The 19,219-nt window shown below is 66.3% G+C and carries 17 protein-coding genes; 10 read left to right on the plus strand and 7 right to left on the minus strand.

Annotated elements, in window-relative coordinates; translation table 11 throughout:
- The first annotated feature begins 299 nt into the window (after window positions 1-299).
- From miaB to ybeY, 3 genes are read left to right on the plus strand one after another with little or no spacing between them, the layout of a single operon-like run.
- Window positions 300-1,661, plus strand: a complete 1,362-nt coding sequence (gene miaB / locus AC3A6M_RS02525) for a tRNA (N6-isopentenyl adenosine(37)-C2)-methylthiotransferase MiaB (RefSeq protein ID WP_487851158.1) — start codon at window positions 300-302, stop codon at window positions 1,659-1,661.
- Window positions 1,658-2,758, plus strand: coding sequence for a PhoH family protein (locus tag AC3A6M_RS02530; protein ID WP_487851159.1), 1,101 nt, complete (start codon window positions 1,658-1,660; stop codon window positions 2,756-2,758). Before miaB ends, AC3A6M_RS02530 begins: the two co-directional genes overlap by 4 nt.
- Window positions 2,739-3,209 (plus strand): rRNA maturation RNase YbeY, encoded by a 471-nt coding sequence (ybeY, locus tag AC3A6M_RS02535; RefSeq protein WP_487851160.1) that lies wholly within the window; start codon window positions 2,739-2,741, stop codon window positions 3,207-3,209. Before AC3A6M_RS02530 ends, ybeY begins: the two co-directional genes overlap by 20 nt.
- A gap of 116 nt (window positions 3,210-3,325) precedes the next feature.
- Here the strand turns inward: ybeY and AC3A6M_RS02540 are convergent, their stop codons facing one another.
- A complete protein-coding gene (locus AC3A6M_RS02540) occupies window positions 3,326-5,575 on the minus strand; it encodes a xanthine dehydrogenase family protein molybdopterin-binding subunit (protein ID WP_487851161.1) in 2,250 nt (749 codons plus the stop codon).
- Between the two features lie 157 nt (window positions 5,576-5,732).
- Window positions 5,733-6,182 (minus strand): (2Fe-2S)-binding protein, encoded by a 450-nt coding sequence (locus AC3A6M_RS02545; protein WP_487851162.1) that lies wholly within the window; start codon window positions 6,180-6,182, stop codon window positions 5,733-5,735.
- 156 nt (window positions 6,183-6,338) lie between these two features.
- Between AC3A6M_RS02545 and AC3A6M_RS02550 the strand changes: the two genes are divergently transcribed.
- The 7 genes from AC3A6M_RS02550 (at window position 6,339) to AC3A6M_RS02580 (ending at window position 14,402) form a co-directional block, all read left to right on the plus strand.
- Window positions 6,339-7,223, plus strand: coding sequence for a CorC family transporter (locus tag AC3A6M_RS02550; RefSeq protein ID WP_487851221.1), 885 nt, complete (start codon window positions 6,339-6,341; stop codon window positions 7,221-7,223).
- 85 nt (window positions 7,224-7,308) lie between these two features.
- Window positions 7,309-8,880 carry an apolipoprotein N-acyltransferase gene (gene lnt / locus AC3A6M_RS02555; RefSeq protein ID WP_487851222.1) on the plus strand — a complete coding sequence of 524 codons (1,572 nt, stop codon included), beginning with the start codon at window positions 7,309-7,311 and terminating at the stop codon, window positions 8,878-8,880.
- Window positions 8,881-8,993: 113 nt separating this feature from the next.
- The gene (gene glyQ / locus AC3A6M_RS02560) at window positions 8,994-9,926 is read left to right on the plus strand and encodes a glycine--tRNA ligase subunit alpha (RefSeq protein ID WP_487851223.1); all 933 of its coding nucleotides are present in this window, start codon (window positions 8,994-8,996) and stop codon (window positions 9,924-9,926) included.
- Between the two features lie 26 nt (window positions 9,927-9,952).
- The gene (glyS, locus tag AC3A6M_RS02565; protein WP_487851163.1) at window positions 9,953-12,049 is read left to right on the plus strand and encodes a glycine--tRNA ligase subunit beta; all 2,097 of its coding nucleotides are present in this window, start codon (window positions 9,953-9,955) and stop codon (window positions 12,047-12,049) included.
- 15 nt (window positions 12,050-12,064) lie between these two features.
- On the plus strand, window positions 12,065-12,625 hold the full coding sequence (gene gmhB, locus AC3A6M_RS02570) for a D-glycero-beta-D-manno-heptose 1,7-bisphosphate 7-phosphatase (RefSeq protein ID WP_487851164.1): 561 nt from the start codon (window positions 12,065-12,067) through the stop codon (window positions 12,623-12,625).
- Window positions 12,626-12,699: 74 nt separating this feature from the next.
- On the plus strand, window positions 12,700-13,431 hold the full coding sequence (locus tag AC3A6M_RS02575) for a lysophospholipid acyltransferase family protein (RefSeq protein ID WP_487851165.1): 732 nt from the start codon (window positions 12,700-12,702) through the stop codon (window positions 13,429-13,431).
- A gap of 65 nt (window positions 13,432-13,496) precedes the next feature.
- Window positions 13,497-14,402 carry a M48 family metallopeptidase gene (locus AC3A6M_RS02580; protein ID WP_487851166.1) on the plus strand — a complete coding sequence of 302 codons (906 nt, stop codon included), beginning with the start codon at window positions 13,497-13,499 and terminating at the stop codon, window positions 14,400-14,402.
- Here the strand turns inward: AC3A6M_RS02580 and AC3A6M_RS02585 are convergent.
- The 5 genes from AC3A6M_RS02585 to AC3A6M_RS02605 form a co-directional block, all read right to left on the minus strand.
- Entirely contained in the window at window positions 14,399-14,956 is a 558-nt protein-coding gene (locus tag AC3A6M_RS02585) for a YcxB family protein (protein ID WP_487851167.1), read from the minus strand. The genes AC3A6M_RS02580 and AC3A6M_RS02585 overlap by 4 nt on opposite strands.
- A 45-nt stretch (window positions 14,957-15,001) precedes the next feature.
- The gene (gene waaA, locus AC3A6M_RS02590; protein ID WP_487851168.1) at window positions 15,002-16,288 is read right to left on the minus strand and encodes a lipid IV(A) 3-deoxy-D-manno-octulosonic acid transferase; all 1,287 of its coding nucleotides are present in this window, start codon (window positions 16,286-16,288) and stop codon (window positions 15,002-15,004) included.
- Complete coding sequence (waaC, locus tag AC3A6M_RS02595; protein ID WP_487851169.1) at window positions 16,288-17,268, minus strand: lipopolysaccharide heptosyltransferase I; 981 nt, start codon at window positions 17,266-17,268, stop codon at window positions 16,288-16,290. The genes waaA and waaC overlap by 1 nt, the downstream gene beginning before the upstream one ends.
- Entirely contained in the window at window positions 17,268-18,650 is a 1,383-nt protein-coding gene (locus AC3A6M_RS02600; RefSeq protein WP_487851170.1) for a phosphomannomutase/phosphoglucomutase, read from the minus strand. The genes waaC and AC3A6M_RS02600 overlap by 1 nt, the downstream gene beginning before the upstream one ends.
- A gap of 213 nt (window positions 18,651-18,863) precedes the next feature.
- Window positions 18,864-19,187, minus strand: coding sequence for an H-NS histone family protein (locus tag AC3A6M_RS02605; protein ID WP_487851171.1), 324 nt, complete (start codon window positions 19,185-19,187; stop codon window positions 18,864-18,866).
- Window positions 19,188-19,219: the final 32 nt, after the last annotated feature.

A 19,219-nucleotide genomic window follows, 5' to 3' on the forward strand; every position in this document is an offset into this window, starting at 1 on the left:
TCATTTCAGCACATGGTGACAGATTGTGGCGCACGCAAGAGTTTTCTTTAACTTAATTTGCAATTGCTGTCCTGCGGGAACTCTTTGATTTACAAGAAGAAATAAAATTTTCGTTCCCACAGGCTAAACATAACAGCTAGCAATGCGATTTCAATATTTAACAATGTAACCAACTGTATCAAATATTTTAAGTTGGAAATTAATTATTCCCAGCAGTACCGAAACGATGCGCACACGCCCATTTCCGGGTGTGTTTCCGATTTACGGTAAACTGGACTTCACTTGTCAAAGCATCAGCCATGCAGAAAAAAGTATTCATCAAGACCTTCGGTTGCCAAATGAACGAGTACGACTCGGACAAGATGGCGGACGTGCTCGGCGCGTCCGAAGGACTCGTACGCACCGACACCCCGGAAGATGCCGACGTCATCCTCTTCAACACCTGCTCCGTGCGTGAAAAGGCGCAGGAAAAAGTATTTTCGGACCTGGGCCGCCTGAAGGAGCTCAAGCGCGGCAAGCCCGACCTCGTGATCGGCGTCGGCGGCTGCGTCGCCTCCCAGGAAGGCGCAGCGATCGTCAAGCGCGCCCCCCACGTCGACGTGGTGTTCGGCCCGCAGACCCTGCACCGCCTGCCGCAGATGATCCAGGCCCGCCGTGCATCCGGCGCGGCCCAGGTCGACATCAGCTTCCCGGAAATCGAGAAATTCGACCACCTGCCGCCCGCCAAGGTCGAAGGCCCGGTCGCCTACGTCTCGATCATGGAAGGCTGCAGCAAGTACTGCAGCTACTGCGTGGTGCCCTACACCCGCGGCGAGGAAGTCTCGCGCCGCTTCGAGGACGTGCTGACCGAAGTCGCCGGCCTGGCCGCCCAGGGCGTGAAGGAGATCATGCTGCTGGGCCAGAACGTGAATGCCTACCGCGGCGCGACGGACAGCGGCGACATCGCGGACTTCGCGCTGCTGCTCGAATACGTGGCCGCGATCCCCGGCATCGAACGCCTGCGCTTCGTCACCAGCCACCCGAAGGAATTCACCCAGCGCCTGATCGACGCCTATGCGAAGATCCCGCAACTGGTGAACCACCTCTACCTGCCGGTGCAGCATGGCTCCGACCGCATCCTGCAGGCCATGAAGCGCGGCTACACCGGCCTCGAATACAAGTCCATCATCCGCCGCATCAAGGCGGTGCGCCCGGATATCGCGATCTCGTCCGACTTCATCGTCGGCTTCCCGGGCGAGACCGACGCCGATTTCGAAGCGATGATGAAGCTGGTGGAAGACGTCGGCTTCGACAACAGCTTCAGCTTCATCTTCAGCAAGCGCCCCGGCACCCCGGCCGCCAACCTCGAGGACGACACCCCGCACGAGGTCAAGCTGGCGCGCCTGCAGCGCCTGCAGGCCCTGATCGACCTGAACACCCGCAAGACCAGCGCCGGCATGGTCGGCACCGTGCAGCGCATCCTGGTCGAAGGCCCGGCCAAGAAAGGCCAGGGCGAACTCGCCGGCCGCACCGAGAACAACCGTGTCGTGAACTTCGCCCCGGGCGAGCTTGGCGAAACGCTGATCGGCCAACTGGTCGACGTGCGCATCACCGAGAGCCTGGATTACACCCTGCGCGGCGACCTGGTCGCCAGCATTGATACGATTGCCAAAGCCAGTTGAAAACCACACCCACCCAGCCTTCGTACTTCATTCCCGAGCCGCTCGATAACACGCGGCTCGCCCACCTCTGCGGCCCGCTCGACGAGAACCTGCGCCAGATCTCGGCCGCGCTCGACGTCACCATCTTCCGGCGCGGCGAGAAGTTCATCGTCAGCGGCACCGCTGCCTCCCGTGCGGTCGAGCTGCTCGAGCGCTTCTACGCGGTGGCCAACAAGGTCGTGCCGATCGAGGAAGTGCAGCTGGCCCTGGTGGAACAGCGCGCCGGCCTGAAGCCGGCCGCCGCCGAGGCACCCGCCGCGCCCGAGGCCAGGAAGGAACCGGGCGAAGCGCTCAGCGAAGAGCTCGACGGCGGCGAGGACGAGGGCGAACTGGTCAGCCCGATGCTGAAGACCCGCCGCAGCGACCTGCGCGGCCGCACCCCGCACCAGATCCAGTACCTGAAGGCGGTGCTGGAGCACGACATCAGTTTCGGCATCGGCCCGGCCGGCACCGGCAAGACCTACCTCGCGGTGGCCTGCGCCGTCGATGCGCTGGAACGCGACGCCGTCAAGCGCATCATCCTGACCCGCCCGGCCGTGGAAGCCGGCGAGCGCCTCGGCTTCCTGCCGGGCGACTTCGCGCAGAAGGTCGACCCTTACCTGCGCCCGCTGTACGACGCGCTGTACGACCTGCTCGGCTTCGACCGCACGCAGAAGCTGTTCGAAAAGCAGGTCATCGAGATCGCCCCGCTGGCCTTCATGCGCGGGCGCACGCTGAACCACGCCTTCGTGATCCTGGACGAAGCCCAGAACACGACGGTCGAGCAGATGAAGATGTTCCTCACCCGGATCGGCTTCGGCAGCAAGGCCGTGGTCACCGGCGACGTTACCCAGGTCGACCTGCACAAGACCCAGCGCAGCGGCCTGGTCGACGCGATGCACGTACTGAAGGATGTACGCGGCATCGCCTTCACCCAGTTCTCCAGCGCCGACGTGGTGCGCCATCCGCTGGTGGCGCGCATCGTGGATGCCTATGACAAGTCCGCCTCGATGCAGGAGCTCGGCGCCCTGCCCGGCGTGGCCAAACCCGTGACCCGAAATGCAAGAAAAAAAGCATAAGCTCGAACTGGACGTCCAGTATCCCGACACCCGCCTGGAAGCCTCGATCACCCCCGCGATGATCGAACGCTGGGTCCAGGCTTCCCTGCTCGGCCCGGCCGAACTGGCGATCCGCTTCGTCGACGCCGCGGAAGGCCAGCAGCTCAACCGAGACTACCGCGGCAAGGACTACGCCACCAACGTGCTGACCTTCGCCTACAACGAAGGCGCCGAACTGGCCGACGACGAGCCTACCTGCGCCGACATCGTGCTCTGCACCGACGTGCTGCAGCGCGAGGCCGAGGAACAGAAGAAGACGGTAGAGGAACACGTCGCCCACCTGGTGGTGCACGGCGTACTGCACGCGCAGGGCTTCGACCACGAGAACGACGAGGAAGCCGAAGAGATGGAACAGCTCGAGCGCGACATCATGGAGGCGCTGGAGTATCCGGATCCGTACGCGGAAGATTAACCCCGCCGCAAAACAACGTCGTCCCCGCGAAGGCGGGGATCCAAGTCTGCCGGCTTATCGTAAAAACCTGGGTCCCCGCCTGCGCGGGGACGACGGTTTTCAGGCCGCAGGCCGTATCAGGCCTTCTTCAGCTGCTCCCCGATCGGCAGCTTCCGCACCCGCTTCCCCGTAGCCGCAAACACCGCGTTGGCGATCGCCGGCGCAATTCCCGACGTCCCCGGCTCGCCGATCCCGCCCGGCTCGTCGTGGCTGTTGACGATGTACACCTCGACCGTCGGCGCCTCGTTCATGCGCATCACGCGGTAATCGCCGAAGTTGGTCTGCTGCACCCGGCCCTTTTCAATGGTGATCTGGTCCCATAAAGCGGCGCTGGCGCCGAACACGATGCCGCCCTCCATCTGCGCGACGATGGTGTCCGGGTTGATGTTCTGGCCGCAGTCGACCGCGCACACCACGCGGTGCACGCGCACGTCGCCGTCCGGCCCCACCGATACTTCCGCCACCTGTGACATGTAGCTGCCGAAGGCGAACTGCGCCGACACGCCGCGGCCGACCTTGCGGCCCGCCACCGGCTTCAGCGGCCTTCCCCAGCCCGCCTTCTCGGCCGCCAGGTTCAGTACCGCCAGCGTGCGCGGCGACTTCTGCAGCAGCGCGCGCCGGAACGCCACCGGGTCGGTCTTTCCCGCATACGCCAGCTCGTCGATGAAACTCTCGACCACGAAGATGTTGTGGGTCGGGCCGACGCCGCGCCAGAACGCCGTGGGCACGCCCGGCGGCTCGTGGCGCACGTACTCGACGCGCATCTCCGGGATCGTGTACTGCAGGTCGGCCGCGCCCTCCACCGCATCCGGATCGACGCCGTTCTTGACCATCGGCGGGGCGAAGCGCGACATGATCGAGGAACCGGTCACGCGGTGGAACCAGGCGGTCGGCATGCCCTTGTTGTCGAGCTTCGCCGACAGGCGGTCATAATAATAGGGGCGGTACATGTCGTGCTGGATGTCTTCCTCGCGCGTCCAGATGACCTTCAGCGGCCCCTTGGCCAGCCTGGCGAAGGCCACCGCCTGGATCACGTTGTCGACTTCCAGCCGGCGTCCGAAGCCGCCGCCCAGGTAATGGTTGTGCACCTTCACCTTCTCGACCGGCAGGCCGGTGAGTCTGGCCGCCGCGCCCTGCGCCAGCGCCGGCACCTGGGTGCCGACCCACAGGTCGCAGCCGTCGCCGCGCAGGTCGACCGTGCAGTTCATCGGCTCCATGGTCGCGTGCGCGAGGAAAGGCATCTCGTAGACGGCGTCGATGCGGCGCCCGCCTTCCTGGGCCAGCGCCTTCAGGGCGTCGCCCTTGCTGGTGGCGACGGCCCCCGTGCCCTCCGAGGCCTTGGCCATGTCGGCCACGATGGTCGCCGTGCTGACGTTGGCGTTCGGACCGTCGTCGAATTGCGGCGCGGCCGCCGCCAGGCCCTGTCTGGCGGTCCAGAAGTTGTCGGCCACCACCGCCACCGCGCCTTCGATGCGCAGCACCTGGCGCACGCCCTTGACCGCCATTGCCTTCTGTTCGTCCACCGCCGTCACCTTGCCGCCCGTGACCGGCGACGCCATCACCGCCGCGATGCCCATGTTCGGCAGGCGGGCGTCGATGCCGAACAGCGCCTGGCCGTTGACCTTGGCCGGCGAATCCAGGCGCTTCATCGACTTGCCGATCAGGGTGAAATTGGCGGCGTCCTTCAGCGTCACGGTCTTCGGGAACTGCAGCTTCGAGGCGGCATCGACCAGTTGGCCGAAATGGGCCGAGCGGTTCGAGGCGTCGTGGCGCACGGTGCCGCCGACCACCTTCAGCTCCTTCTCGTCGACCTTCCAGGTCTGGGCTGCGGCCTGCACCAGCACCGTACGCACCTTGGCGCCGGCCTCGCGCAGCGGTTTCCAGGCGCCGCGCACCGAGGTCGAGCCGCCCGTCACCTGGCCGCCCAGCAGCGGGTCGGCGTACAGGCTGTTGTCGGCCGGCGCCTGCTCCAGCTTCACCTTGCCCAGGTCGGCGCCCAATTCTTCCGCCAGCAGCATCGGCATCGAAGTGAAGGTGCCCTGCCCCATCTCGACCTTGTGGACGATGAGCGTGACGATGCCGTCGCGGTCGATGCGGATGAAGGCGTCGTGGGCCAGGCCCGCCGGCTCGGACGCTGCGGTGGCGGCCTGGCCGACCGCCTTCTCCGGCGGCGGCTCCTTGCGGTCGTTCTGCCCTTCCTTGCCGTCGCCCACGCGCTGGCAGCCGAACAGCGAGAAGCCGAACAGCAGGCTCCCGCCGGCCGCCGCGCCGGCCTTCATGAAGCCTCGGCGCGAATCCGATACCAATTTTTTGTCTTCTTTTTTCATTTGGATCATCCTTATCAGTCTCAGGAGCCTCGAAAACCGTAGCGAGCGGAAGCAGGAGTGGCCGAGAAGCGCAGCCGTACATCCGGTACGGCCGGTCCGCCGTAGCGGAGCATCGCAGGCCGCTCATGCGACGCGCAGTAGGTTTGCGAGGCTCCCATCACGCGGCGGCGATCTTGATGGCCTTGCGGATCCGGCCATACGTGCCGCAGCGGCAAATGTTGCCGGCCATGGCGCCGTCGATGTCGGCGTCGCTCGGCTTCGGGTTCGCCTGCAGCAGCGCGGTGGCCGACATGATCTGGCCCGACTGGCAATACCCGCACTGCACCACGTCGACCTGGCGCCACGCCTCCTGCACCCTGGCGCCGACCGGGTCGTTGCCGATCGCCTCGATGGTCGTGATCTTCTTGCCCGCCGCCGCCGACACCGGGGTGATGCAGGAGCGGATCGGCTGGCCGTCCAGGTGGACGGTGCAGGCGCCGCACAGGGCGACGCCGCAGCCGAACTTGGTGCCGGTCAGGCCGAGCACGTCGCGGATGGCCCACAGCAGGGGCATGTCGTCGGCGACGTCGAGATTGGTCGTGGTGCCGTTGATGTTCAGGGCGGGCATGGAGCGATCTCCTTCAGTAGCGAATGAACAACTATATGGCAAGCGCGGGCAGGGACGGCGCACACATCCGTTCCGCCAGGCGGGCTGCATAAAAAACAGGCATGGCGGCTTTTGGTGTATCCTAATGCCCATCGCAACAACGGCTTCACGCCAACTATGCCCGAGCACCCTGCTGACGTCCGCACGGACGCCAAAACCCACCGGTCCCTATTCGAACGGCTGACCGCCCTGATCTCCCCCGAGCCCGAAAATCGCGCCGAGCTGCTCGAAGTGCTGCACGACGCCCACGAACGCAACCTCATCGACGCCGATGCCCTCTCCATGATCGAGGGCGTGTTCCAGGTTTCCGACCTGTCGGTGCGCGACATCATGGTCCCGCGTTCGCAGATGGACGTCGTCGACATCACCAAGCCGATCGAGGAATGGCTGCCGATCGTGCTGGAAACGGCGCACTCGCGCTTTCCCGCCATCGAGGGCGAACGCGACAAGGTGGTCGGAATCCTGCTGGCGAAGGACCTGCTGCGCTACTACGCCGAGGAATCCTTCGACGTGCGCGACATGCTGCGCCCGGCCATCTTCATTCCCGAATCGAAGCGCCTGAACGTGCTGCTGCGCGACTTCCGCGCCAACCATAACCACATGGCCATCGTGGTCGACGAGTACAGCGGCGTGGCCGGCCTGATCACCATCGAGGACGTGCTCGAGCAGATCGTCGGCGACATCGAGGACGAATACGACTTCGACGAGGAAGAGGACAACGTCCTGTCGATCAAGGAAGGCCAGTTCGGCCCGCGCTGGCGCGTCAAGGCGCTTACCGAGATCGAGCAGTTCAACGAAGAGATCGGGGTCGACCTGCCCGAGGACGACGTCGACACCATCGGCGGCCTGGTGGCGAGCCACCTGGGCCGCATGCCGCACAAGGGCGAGGTGTTCGACCTCGACAACCTGCGCTTCGAAGTGCTGCGCGCCGACGCGCGCCAGATCCACGTGCTGCTGGTCGAAAAACTGCCGTCGCGCGACGGCGACGACGAGCACGATTGAAACCCCGTCGCCCCCGCCTCCGCGGGAAGTCGTTTCCGGCAATGCCGGGAACGACAAATGAGCCAATGAATAGGAACCTCGATTGATTCTGCGCCGCCGTACCCGCCCGGCCGTCGCGCCGGACCCGGCGCTGCGCGGCACCCGTCCCTCCCTGCCCGGCCTGGCCCTTGCCGCCATCGTCGGGGCCTTGAGCCTGTTCTCCTTCGAACCCTTCGGCTGGTGGCCGCTGCAGTTCATCTGCCTGGCGTATTTCTTCTACCAGGTCGGGATGGGCAGCTCGACCCGCCGCGCGGTCTGGCTTGGCTGGGCCTTCGGCTTCGGCTGGTCGGTGGCCGGCATGCACTGGCTGACCATCGCCCTGACCCGGTTTGGCGGGCTGGCCGCGCCGCTGTCGGCCGCCGCGATCGTCCTGCTCGGCCTGTACATGGGCCTGTTCGCCGCCTTCGCGGCCGGAGCCGCCACCTGGCTGAGGAAACGCTGGTCGCTGCCGGTTCCCGCCTTCCTGCTGCTGGTATTCCCGGCCCTGTGGGGCGTGTCGGAATGGATGCGCGGCTGGGTCTTTACCGGTTTTCCCTGGGCCGCTTCCGGCTATGCGCACAACACCGCGCCCCTTGGCGGCTTCGCGCCCATCCTCGGCGTGTACGGCATCGGCGTGCTGGTGGCCCTGTGCGCCTCCAGCCTGGTGATGCTGACCCAGCGCCGCAAGCTGCCGGCGCTCGGCCTGGCGGCCGCCGTGCTGGCGGCCGGCTGGGGCCTGTCGCAGATCGCATGGACCCATCCCGTCGGCCAGCCGATCAGCGTGCGCCTGCTGCAGGGGAACATCCGCCAGGACGAGAAGTTTGCATCGAGCTACCTGGGCGAGATCCTGGCGCGCTATCGCGACATGATGACCGCCGCGCCGGCCGACCTGATCGCCGCGCCGGAGACTGCGATTCCCGTGTTCCCGCAACAGCTGCCGCCCGGGTACCTGGCCGGCTTCGACGAGTACGCCAGGCGCACCGGCAGCACCTACCTGTTCGGCATTCCGCTGGCCGACGGCCCCGAGTCCTATGCCAACAGCGTCGCCGGCATCGGCCCGCAGGGCCAGTCCTACCGCTACGACAAGCATCACCTGGTGCCGTTCGGCGAATTCATCCCGGCCGGCTTCCGCTGGTTCACCAACCTGATGAACATCCCGCTGGGCGACTTCACCCGCGGCGCGGCGGTGCAGGCGCCGTTTCCGGTGAAGGACCAGCTGGTGCTGCCCAACGTCTGCTACGAGGACGTGTTCGGCGAGGAGATCGCACAGCAGCTGCGCGACGCCCCGCACCCGGCCACGCTGCTGCTGAACGTGTCGAACCTGGCCTGGTACGGCGAGTCGGTGGCGATTCCGCAGCACCTGCAGATCTCGCGCATGCGCTCGCTCGAGACGGGCCGGCCAATGCTGCGCGCGACCAACAACGGCGCCACCGCCATCATCGACGGCCGCGGCCAGGTCCAGCAGGTCATCCCCTACTACCGCCAGGACGTGCTGGCGGCGAAGGTGCAGGGCATGGCCGGCAGCACGCCGTATATCCGCTTCGGCAACCTGGCTTTCCTGCTGCTCGCCGCGCTGATGCTGGGCGGGGCCTGGCTGAGCGGGACGTTGCGCAAACGTGCTTCAGCCGAAGATAAATAAGCCGGGCCCCGCTTGAATCGCAATTCGATTTCGGGTCAGCCGTCAAAACCCGCTAAAATTGGCCTTTTAGCAAACTCACCGTGTTCGCGGCCCGCGTGCCCGAAGCCTACAAGATGCTCACTTTCCAACAAATCATCCTGACCTTGCAAACCTACTGGGACAAGCAAGGTTGCGCCCTGCTCCAGCCGTACGACATGGAAGTCGGCGCGGGCACCTTCCACACCGGCACCTTCCTGCGCGCGATCGGCCCCGAGCCGTGGCGCGCCGCCTACGTCCAGCCCTCCCGCCGCCCGAAGGACGGCCGCTACGGCGAGAACCCGAACCGCCTGCAGCACTATTACCAGTACCAGGTGGTGCTCAAGCCGGCCCCGGAAAACATCCTCGACCTCTACCTCGGCTCGCTGGAAGCCCTGGGCCTGGACCTGAAGAAGAACGACGTCCGCTTCGTCGAGGATGACTGGGAAAGCCCGACCCTGGGCGCCTGGGGCCTGGGCTGGGAAGTCTGGCTGAACGGCATGGAGGTGACGCAGTTCACCTACTTCCAGCAGGTCGGCGGCCTGGATTGCAAGCCGGTGCTGGGCGAGATCACCTACGGCATCGAGCGCCTGGCGATGTACCTGCAGGGTGTCGAGAACGTGTACGACCTGGTCTGGACCGAGTGGGAAGAGAACGGCGTGAAGAAGACGCTCAGCTACGGCGACGTGTTCCACCAGAACGAGGTCGAGCAGTCGACCTACAACTTCGAGCATTCGAACACCGAACTGCTGTTCCAGGCCTTCAATAACCACGAGTCCGAAGCCAAGCGCCTGATCGAGCTGGAGCTGACCCTGCCGGCCTACGAGCAGATCATGAAGGCGTCGCACAGCTTCAACCTGCTGGACGCGCGCGGCGCCATCTCCGTCACCGAGCGCGCCGCCTACATCGGCCGCGTGCGCACGCTGTCGCGCATGGTCGCCCAGGCCTATCACGATTCGCGCGAGAAGCTCGGCTTCCCGATGCTGCCCAAGAGCGCAGACGTGAATGCCGAAGACGTCAAAGTCGGCTGAGCCCAGAACAGAAGAATAGAACGATCATGAACCAGACTTTACTTGTCGAACTGCAGACTGAAGAGCTGCCGCCGAAAGCCCTCGTCAAACTGGGCGCCGCTTTTGCGAACGGCATCGCCAATGGCCTGAAGGCGCGCGACTTCCTCGAAGCCGACAGCGTCGTCACCGCTTACTCCACCCCGCGCCGCCTGGCGGTGTCGATCACGAACGTGCGCCCGACCTCGCCGGACAAGGCGATCCGCGAAAAGGTGCTGCCGGTTGCGGTGGCCCTGGACAAGGACGGCAACCCGACCGCGCCGCTGGCCAAGAAGCTGGCCGCGCTGGGCTTCCCCGATTTGAAGATCGGCGACCTCGAACGCGCCCCGGACGGCAAGGCCGAGAGCTTCTTCTACAGCCATACCGCGCCGGGCTCGCTGCTCGCCGACGGCCTGCAGCCGGTGCTGGAGGAAGCCGTCGCCAAGCTGCCGATCCCGAAGCTCATGAGCTACCAGCGCCCGGACGGCGAGACCGTCCAGTTCGTGCGCCCGGTGCACTCCCTGCTGGCCCTGCACGGCGAGGCCGTCGTGCCGCTGTCGCTGCTGGGCCTGTCGAGCGGTCGCAGCACGCTGGGCCACCGCTTCCTGTCGGACGGCCAATCCATCGACATCCTCCACCCCGACCAGTACGCCGCCGTGCTGAAGGAACAGGGCAAGGTCGTCGCCAGTTCCGAAGAGCGCAAGGAAGCGATCCGCAGCCAGCTGCTGGCCAAGGCCGGCGCCGACCAGGTCCTGATGCCGGAATCGCTGCTGGACGAAGTCGCCGCCCTGGTCGAATGGCCGGTGGTGTACGAGTGCCAGTTCGAGGAAGTGTTCCTGTCGGTGCCGCAGGAATGCCTGATCCTGACCATGCAGACCAACCAGAAGTACTTCGCGCTGACCGATGCTGCTGGCCGCCTGCGCTCGCGCTTCCTGATCGTCTCGAACCTGCAGACCGATGACCCGAGCGCCATCGTCGGCGGCAACGAGCGCGTGGTGCGCCCGCGCCTGTCGGACGCCAAGTTCTTCTTCGAGCAGGACAAGAAGAAGTCGCTGGAAGCGCGCCTGCCGCTGCTGGCCAACGTGGTCTACCACAACAAGCTCGGCACCCAGCTGGAACGCACCCAGCGCGTGACCCGCCTGGCCGGCGCCATCGCCCGCCGCCTCGGCTACGACGTGCTGCTGGCCGAACGCGGCGCCCAACTGGCCAAGGCCGACCTGCTGACCGACATGGTCGGCGAGTTCCCGGAACTGCAGGGCATCATGGGCACCTACTATGCCCGCAACGACGGCGAGAACGAGGAAGTGGCGCTGGCCGCATCCGAACACTACCAGCCGCGCTTCTCCGGCGACGCCCTGCCCTCGACCAACACCGGCCTGGTGGTGGCGCTGGCGGACAAGCTGGAAACCCTGGTCGGCATCTGGTCGATCGGCCTGCAGCCGACCGGCGAGAAAGACCCGTTCGCGCTGCGCCGCCATGCGCTGGGCGTGATGCGCATGCTGGTCGAAAAGCGCCTGCCGCTGGCCCTGTCCGAACTGCTGGGCGACGCCGCCGGCGTGTTCGACTACATGGAGAGCTTCAAGGACCCGCGCGCGGAAGTGACGGCATTCATGCTGGACCGCCTGCGCGGCATGCTGCGCGACCGCGGCTTCTCGCCGAACGAGGTGGAAGCGGTGCTGGCCCAGAACCCGGACCGCGTCGACGACGTGGTGCAGCGCCTGGAAGCCGTGCAGTCCTTCGCCGCGTTGCCGGAAAGCGCCTCGCTGGCCGCCGCCAACAAGCGCATCTCGAACATCCTCAAGAAGAACGAGGAAGCGCTGGCCCAGGCCGGCTCCGTGGACCCGGCCGTGCTGCAGGACGAGGCAGAGAAGACGCTGTACGCCAGCGTGCTGCGCGTGCAGCCTGAAGTCGACAGCGCCTTCGAGCGCGGCGACTTCACCGGCACGCTCAAGACCCTGGCCCAGCTGCGCGACGACGTCGACGCCTTCTTCAACGACGTGATGGTGATGGCCGACGACGTCAGGCTGCGCAACAACCGCCTGGCCCTGCTCGCCATCCTGCACCGCATGATGAACCGCGTGGCCGACATTTCGAAGCTGGCAGCATAAGGTTAGGCCTATCCCATGAAGCTCGTGATCCTCGACCGGGACGGCGTCATCAACCATGACTCCCCCGAGTTCATCAAGTCCCCCGCCGAGTGGATCCCGATCCCGGGATCGCTCGAGGCGATCGCGCGCCTGAACCAGGCCGGCTACCGCGTGGTGGTGGCGTCGAACCAGTCGGGCATCGCGCGCGAGCTGTTCGACATCACCACGCTGAACGCGATCCACCAGAAGATGCACGCGGCGGCGCAACAGGTCGGCGCCGACATCGACGCCATCTTCTTCTGCCCGCACGCGGCAATCGACAACTGCGACTGCCGCAAGCCGAAGGCCGGCATGTACGAGGAAATCGCCAAGCGCTTCAAGCTCAGCCTGAAGGGCGTGCCGACGGTCGGCGATTCGCTGCGCGACCTGCAGGCCGGCTTCATCAGCGGCTGCGCGCCCTACCTGGTCCTGACCGGCAAGGGCGAGAAGACATTCGCCACCGGCGGCCTGCCGCCCGGGACCCAGGTCTTTCCGGACCTGGCGGCGATGGTGACTGCCTTCCTCAAGCAACCAGCCTCTAGTCCGCCTGCCGGTTGATCTGCTAAGCTAGGCTGATCTTAGCGAAGCATCAAGCCCGCACCACTGTCCGATCCACGTCCCGGAGACCGTTCTTGCGTACTGCCACCCTGTTCCTGCGTTCCCTGTTGTTCACGATCGTGATGGTGGTCGCCACCGTCGTCTGGGCCTGCGTCTGCTTCCTCGCCGCGCCCTTCCCGTACAACACGCGCTTCTGGATCACCTCGCGCTGGAACGTCTTCATCATCTGGTGCGCGAAGGTCATCTGCGGCATCCGCTACCAGGTCCGCGGCTACGAGAACCTGCCGGATGCTCCGGTGGTGCTGCTGTCGAAGCACCAGTCGGCCTGGGAGACCATCTTCCTGCTGCCGAACATGAAGCGGCCGCTGGTCTTCGTCTTCAAGAAGGAAATCCTGTACATCCCCTTCTTCGGCTGGGCCATGGCGCTGCTGCGCATGATCCCGATCGACCGCAAGCGCGGCAAGCGCGCCTTCGCCGACGTGGTCAGGCACGGCAAGCGCCGCCTGGCCGACGGCCAGTGGATCATCATGTTCCCCGAAGGGACCCGCATCCCGGTCGGACAGAAAGGCCAGTACAAGAGCGGCGGCACGCGCCTGGCGATGGCGACCGGCGCCGCGGTGGTCCCGATCGCGCATAATTCGGGCGAGTGCTGGCCCAAGAACTCGTTCATCAAGCGCCCGGGCCTGATCACCGTCTCGATTGGCAAGCCGATATCGCCGGAAAACCACACTCCCGACAGTCTGATGCAAGAGGTCGAAAATTGGATAGAATCGGAAATGCGCGTCATTTCGCCCCACGCCTACTGAGGTACCTGAACGAGTTGGGCGCGCAGACCAAAGCACCATCCAGAGTACCATCGCTGCAGCCCACCATGACCTCCCCCAAGATCGACGCGACACAGCTCGAGCTGTTCGCGCAAGAACTGTTCGCGGCGCTCAAACCCGTCGCTTCGCCTGCGCCGCCGAAGCCGCCGGCCCCGCTGTTCAAGGCGCCGCCCACGCCGACCCGGACCCTGCCGGTGCCGCCGGTCGGCCCGAACGATCCTCCGCTGCGCAAGATCCAGCTCGGTTCGCACACCGTCCACTATGTGCTGCGCCGCTCGGCGCGGCGCTCCCATGGTTTCATGATCAGCGACGACGGCCTGCACGTGACCTCGCCGCGGCGCGCGCCGATGGACGACATCGAGCGCGCCATCCGCGCCAAGCAGGGCTGGATCCTGGCCAAGCTGTTCGAACGCGCCGAGCGGCGCACGATGCGCGAGCAGCGCGCGCCGGTGGAATGGGTGGACGGCACGCGCCTGCCCTACCTGGGCGGCGAGATCGTGCTGCGCCTGCAGGACGCCGCGCGCAGCCACTGCACATTCGATGCGGAGGCGCGCGAACTGCGCCTGGGCGTGACGCCCGGCCTGGAAGAGTGGCAGATCCGCGAGAGGGTCAAGCTGTGGTTCCAGGACGAAGCCAGGCGCATGTTCCGCGAACGCCTGGACCTGTACGCGCCGCGCGTGGGGGTGAGCTACAACGCGTTCGCGCTGTCCTCGGCCGGCACGCGCTGGGGCTCGTGCACGGTGGCCGGCAACATCCGCCTGAACTGGAAGCTGATCCACTACCCGCTGGCGCTGCTGGATTACGTGGTGGTGCACGAACTGGCCCACCTGCGCGAGATGAACCACAGCCCTGCCTTCTGGGACGTGGTGGGCGAAGTCTTCCCGGACTACGACGGCGCCAGGGCGGCGCTCAGGAAGCGTTCGATCGAGATGCCGGTGTTGTTCCCCGATTAAACCGAACCGCGCAGCTGCAATTCCCCCGCCGCGCGCGCCGCGGCGATTCCCTTCATCGCATCGACCTCTTTCGCGCTCAGGCAGCGGAACGGGATCGGCAGGGTGCCGCGCTTGAGCACCATCATGAACCCATTCGTGTAGGTGCGGATGCGCGCCACGTCGTCCCAGCCGATCAGCGTCACGCCGGTGTCGCTGGTGCGCACGATGCCGTGCTGGTCGATCGTGAATTCGTAGGTGCGGCGCCCGCGGCGCAGCAGGACGAAGTGCAAGGCCGCCGCCAGGGTGCTCTTGATGCGCAGGTAGAGGCCCATCGGCCAGTGGATATGGCGGCGGCGGATCAGGTAGCCGCCGTGCTCCCACATGAAGCGGATGTATTCGGCGAGCGAATAACGGACCCAGAAATGGAGGCTGTACAGCGCTGCCGGAGGATGCACGACCGGAATCGGCGCCGGCGGCATCGCATCGGCTCCCAGATCCGTTAATTCAGGCGCGTCCATGAGCGCGGCGCCGCCATCCACGTTGCCGCCCGCTCGCGCACGATTAGACCACAACATGTGCATCCCCTTTCGTTATCAAGCTACAGGGAATGGTAACAAAAGTTAACGAATAAATTGTCGCAAGAGTTCAACAGTGCGCACGGTCGCGCCGCGATGGCGTCCAGCGAAGGCCATTGCCTGTTCGCTCATGCGCGCGCGCGCGGCAGCGTCGCCCAGCAGCCGCGCTGCCTCGGCCAGCAGCGCGCCGGCATCCGGCACGCGCAGGGCTGCGCCGGCCTCGACGGCTTCCTCGGTCGCTTGCAGGAAGTTGAAGGTATGTTCGCCGACCAGCACCGGCTTGCCGACGGCGCAGGCTTCGATCAGGTTCTGGCCGCCCAGCGGCAGCAGGCTGCCGCCGATGAAGGCGCAGTCGCAGGCCGCATAGTAGGCGAACAGCTCGCCCATCGAATCGCCCAGCAGGACCTCGCTGTCCACCTCGCGGTTGCCCGGTTCGGGCAAGGCGGACCTGCGCGCCATGCTCAAGCCGCGTTCCTCGACCATGCGCGCGACCTCGTCGAAGCGCTGCGGATGGCGCGGCACCAGCACCAGCAGCATGCCGGGCGGCTTGTCCGCCAGCGCGCGCCAGGCATCGAGGATGAGCGCTTCCTCGCCCTCGCGGGTCGATGCGCACAGCAGCACTGGACGCCGTGCGAAACGCGCGCGCAGCATCGCGCCGGTCTGCAGCGCCGTCTCGGGCGGGACCACGTCGAACTTGATGTTGCCGGTGACGGCGACATGCGGCGCACCCAGCGACGCGATGCGCGCGGCATCCGCCTCGGTCTGGGCCGCGGCCACGGTGATGCCGCGCGCCGCTTCCATCATCAGGCCGCCCAGCCGCTTCCCGCGCCGCAGCGAGCGCTCGGACAGGCGCGCGTTCACCAGCGCCACCGGCACGCCGTGCGTAGCGCAGCCGGCGATCAGGTTCGGCCACACCTCGGTCTCCATCAGGATGCAGATCGCGGGTTCGAAATGGCGCAGGAAGCGCCCGACCATGAAGCCGGTATCGTAGGGCAGGAAGGACTGGACGACGCGTTCGCCATGTCTGGAGAACAGCGCCTTGCCGGTGGCGCGGCCGGTCGGCGTCATGTGGGTCAGCAGGATGCGGCAGTCGGGCCAGGCGCGCAGCAGGGCTTCGACCAGCGGCTCGGCGGCGCGGGTCTCGCCGACCGAGACCGCATGGACCATGATCGTGCGGCGCAGTTGCCGGTCCGGGCCCGGCTTGCGGCCATAGAAGCCCAGCCGCTCTCCCAGATGCGCGCGGTAGCCCGGCTCCTGGCGCCCGCGCCACCACAGGCGGCACAGCACCAGCGGCAGCGCCAGCCACCACATCAGGGAGTAGAACAGCCGCATCAGGTCTTCTCCAGCAGGCTGCGCGCGGCGGCCACGACCTCGTTCACGGAAGGCGGATTGCCGGTATCGCCGAGATTGACGATGCGCGGCGACCAGTTGCCTTCGGTCTTCCAGCGCGGCGAATCGCAGTAGATCTCGACCGTGGGCCGCACGAAGGCGGCGGCGATGTGGGTCAGGCCGGTATCGACGCCGACCGCCAGCGCCGCGTGGCGGGCCAGTTCGACCGCATCCATCATCGACAGCTTCGGCAGCACGGTGGCATTCGGCAGCGCGGCGGCCAGGCGTTCCGCTTCTTCCTTTTCCGTGGGCGAGCCCCAGGGCAGCAGGATGCGCAGCGGCGCCAGCGCATGGCCGAGCGCAATCCAGTGCCTGGCCTCCCACTTCTTGGCGTCGCGCGCGGTGCCGTGGAAGAACACGGCGTAGTCGCCGTCCGGCATCCAGGCCGGGCGCTTGGCCGGGTCGGGCGCCGGCAGGCCGAAGTCGGGCGGCGTGTCGAGCGCATAGCCGAGCGCCGCGGCGGCGACGGCGCGGCCGCGCTGCACCGCATGGGTGCGCGGCTCGACCGGGATGCTGCGGCTGTGGAAGATGCGCGAAGCGCCTTCGTAGCCGGAATCCTCGGTGCCGTTCGCCATGCCGATCTTCTGGCCGCCCTTGCGCACGCGCGCGGCGGCCATCACGAGGCCGGTCTTGATCAGGCCCTGGGTGTCGAACACATAGTCGTATTCTTCGGCGCGCAGGTCGCGGAAGAAGGCGCGCACTTCGGCACGCACGGCCTTGTCCTTGAAGCCTTTTTTCCAGCGCCGCAGCGCGAACGGGATCACCTTGCGCACGTGCGGGTTCAGGCGCACCAGGCTGACGTAGCCCTCTTCCACCACCCAGTCGATCTGGGCATCGGGATGGTGGCGCAGGATGTCGGCCACCATCGGCAGGTTGTGCAGGACGTCGCCAAGGGACGACACCCGCACCAGCAGGATCTTCATCAGAATGGCAGGTGGGCGTCGGGCTTGGCGGCCAGGATCACGCGCGCAAATTCCTTCTGGATGCGCGCCAGGGCTTCGGGCGTCTCGCCTTCGAAGCGCAGCACCACCACCGGGGTGGTGTTCGAGCCGCGCGCCAGGCCGAAGCCGTCGGCGTACTCGACGCGCAGGCCGTCGATGTCGACCACGCGTTCGGCGCCCGGGAACTCGGCGTCGGTGCGCAGCTTGTCGATCAGCGCGAAGTTTTCGCCTTCCTGCAGGTGCAGGTGCAGTTCCGGGGTGCTGCTGGCGATCGGCAGCGCGTTCAGCACGCTTGAGGGATCCGCGCTCCTGGTCAGGATCTCGAGCAGGCGCGCGCCGGTGTACAGGCCGTCGTCGAAGCCGAACCAGCGGTCCTTCCAGAAGATGTGGCCGCTCATCTCGCCGCCCAGCGGGGCGCCGGTTTCCTTCAGCTTGGCCTTGACCAGCGAGTGGCCGGTCTTCCACATCAGCGGGCGGCCGCCGTGCTGTTCGATCCAGGGACCGAGGTGGCGCGTGCACTTGACGTCGTACAGGATCTCGGCGCCCGGGTTGCGCGACAGGACGTCGGCCGCGAACAGCATCATCTGGCGGTCCGGGAAGATGATCTGGCCATCCTTGGTCACGACGCCGAGGCGGTCGCCGTCGCCGTCGAAGGCCAGGCCGATCTCGGCGTCGCCGTTGCGCACGGCCGCGATCAGGTCCTGCAGGTTTTCAGGGTGCGCCGGATCCGGATGGTGGTTCGGGAAGTGGCCGTCGACTTCGCAGAACAGCTCGGTGACTTCGCAGCCCATGGCGCGGTACAGTTGGCCGACGAAGGCGCCGGCCACGCCGTTGCCGGCATCGACCGCGATCCTGATCGGGCGGGCGATCTTGACGTCGCCGACGATGCGCTGGATGTAGGCGTCGCGGATATCGTGGGTGCTGTAGCCGCCCTGCCGTGCCGCAGGTGTGAAGCTGCCGCTCTCGATCCCCTGGTACAGGGCCTGGATGGCGTCGCCGTAGATCGCTTCGCCGGCCAGCACCATCTTGAAGCCGTTGTAGTCGGGCGGGTTATGGCTGCCGGTGACCATGATGCCGCTATGCGCGTCCAGCACGTTGGTGGCGAAATACACCATCGGCGTCGCGACCATGCCGAGGTCGATCACGTCCACGCCCGCTTCGCGCAGGCCCTCGGCGAGCGCAGCCGCCAGCTCGGGGCCGGACAGGCGGCCGTCACGGCCGATCACGACCTTGCGTTCCCCCTTCGCCAGCGCCGCGGCGCCGAAAGCCTGGCCGATCTTTTTCGCGATGCCTGCGTCGAGCGTACTGCCGAGCACGCCGCGGATGTCATATGCCTTGAAGATCGTTTTCGAAAGAGGGACCATTGCGTTTACCTTGAGCTTGTGAAGCTGACATTGTAATGGCAAGCGCGGGAGCTTGGGAACGATGCGCTCTGCCGTGCGGAGGGCGCGGTTCGGTTGGCTGGATGGCCGGGGAGAGGAAATGCGGAAAATGGAAAAGCGGGGAACGATCGGCAACGAGGAATCGATGCGGGAATCCGCCGCCGCGGATCAGGCGGCGGCGAGCGCGGGGCGTCTTCAGACGCGCAGCTTGTCCAGCGATTTACCGCCTTCGACCCATTCCTTCACCCATTTCGGCTGGCGGCCACGGCCGGTCCACTGCTGGGATTCATCGTCGGGATTACGATAACGGACGGCGACCGAACCCGATTTGGTGCCGGCCTTGGCGCCGCGGCTGCCGGCAGCGATCAGGTCTTTCAGGGGAACGCCCACGCTTTGCGCGATCGCCATGATCTGTTCGCGGGCTTTTTGCACTTCCTGCTGTTCGCGCTGTTTCATCTCCTGCTTGATCTGCTCCTGCAGGTTACGCAAATCGCCCAAGGACATATTAGACAGATCCATCATCGTTCCTTTTAAGTGTTAAGTTGAAACAG

This window comes from Telluria sp. Soil_C_11 (assembly GCF_057657395.1).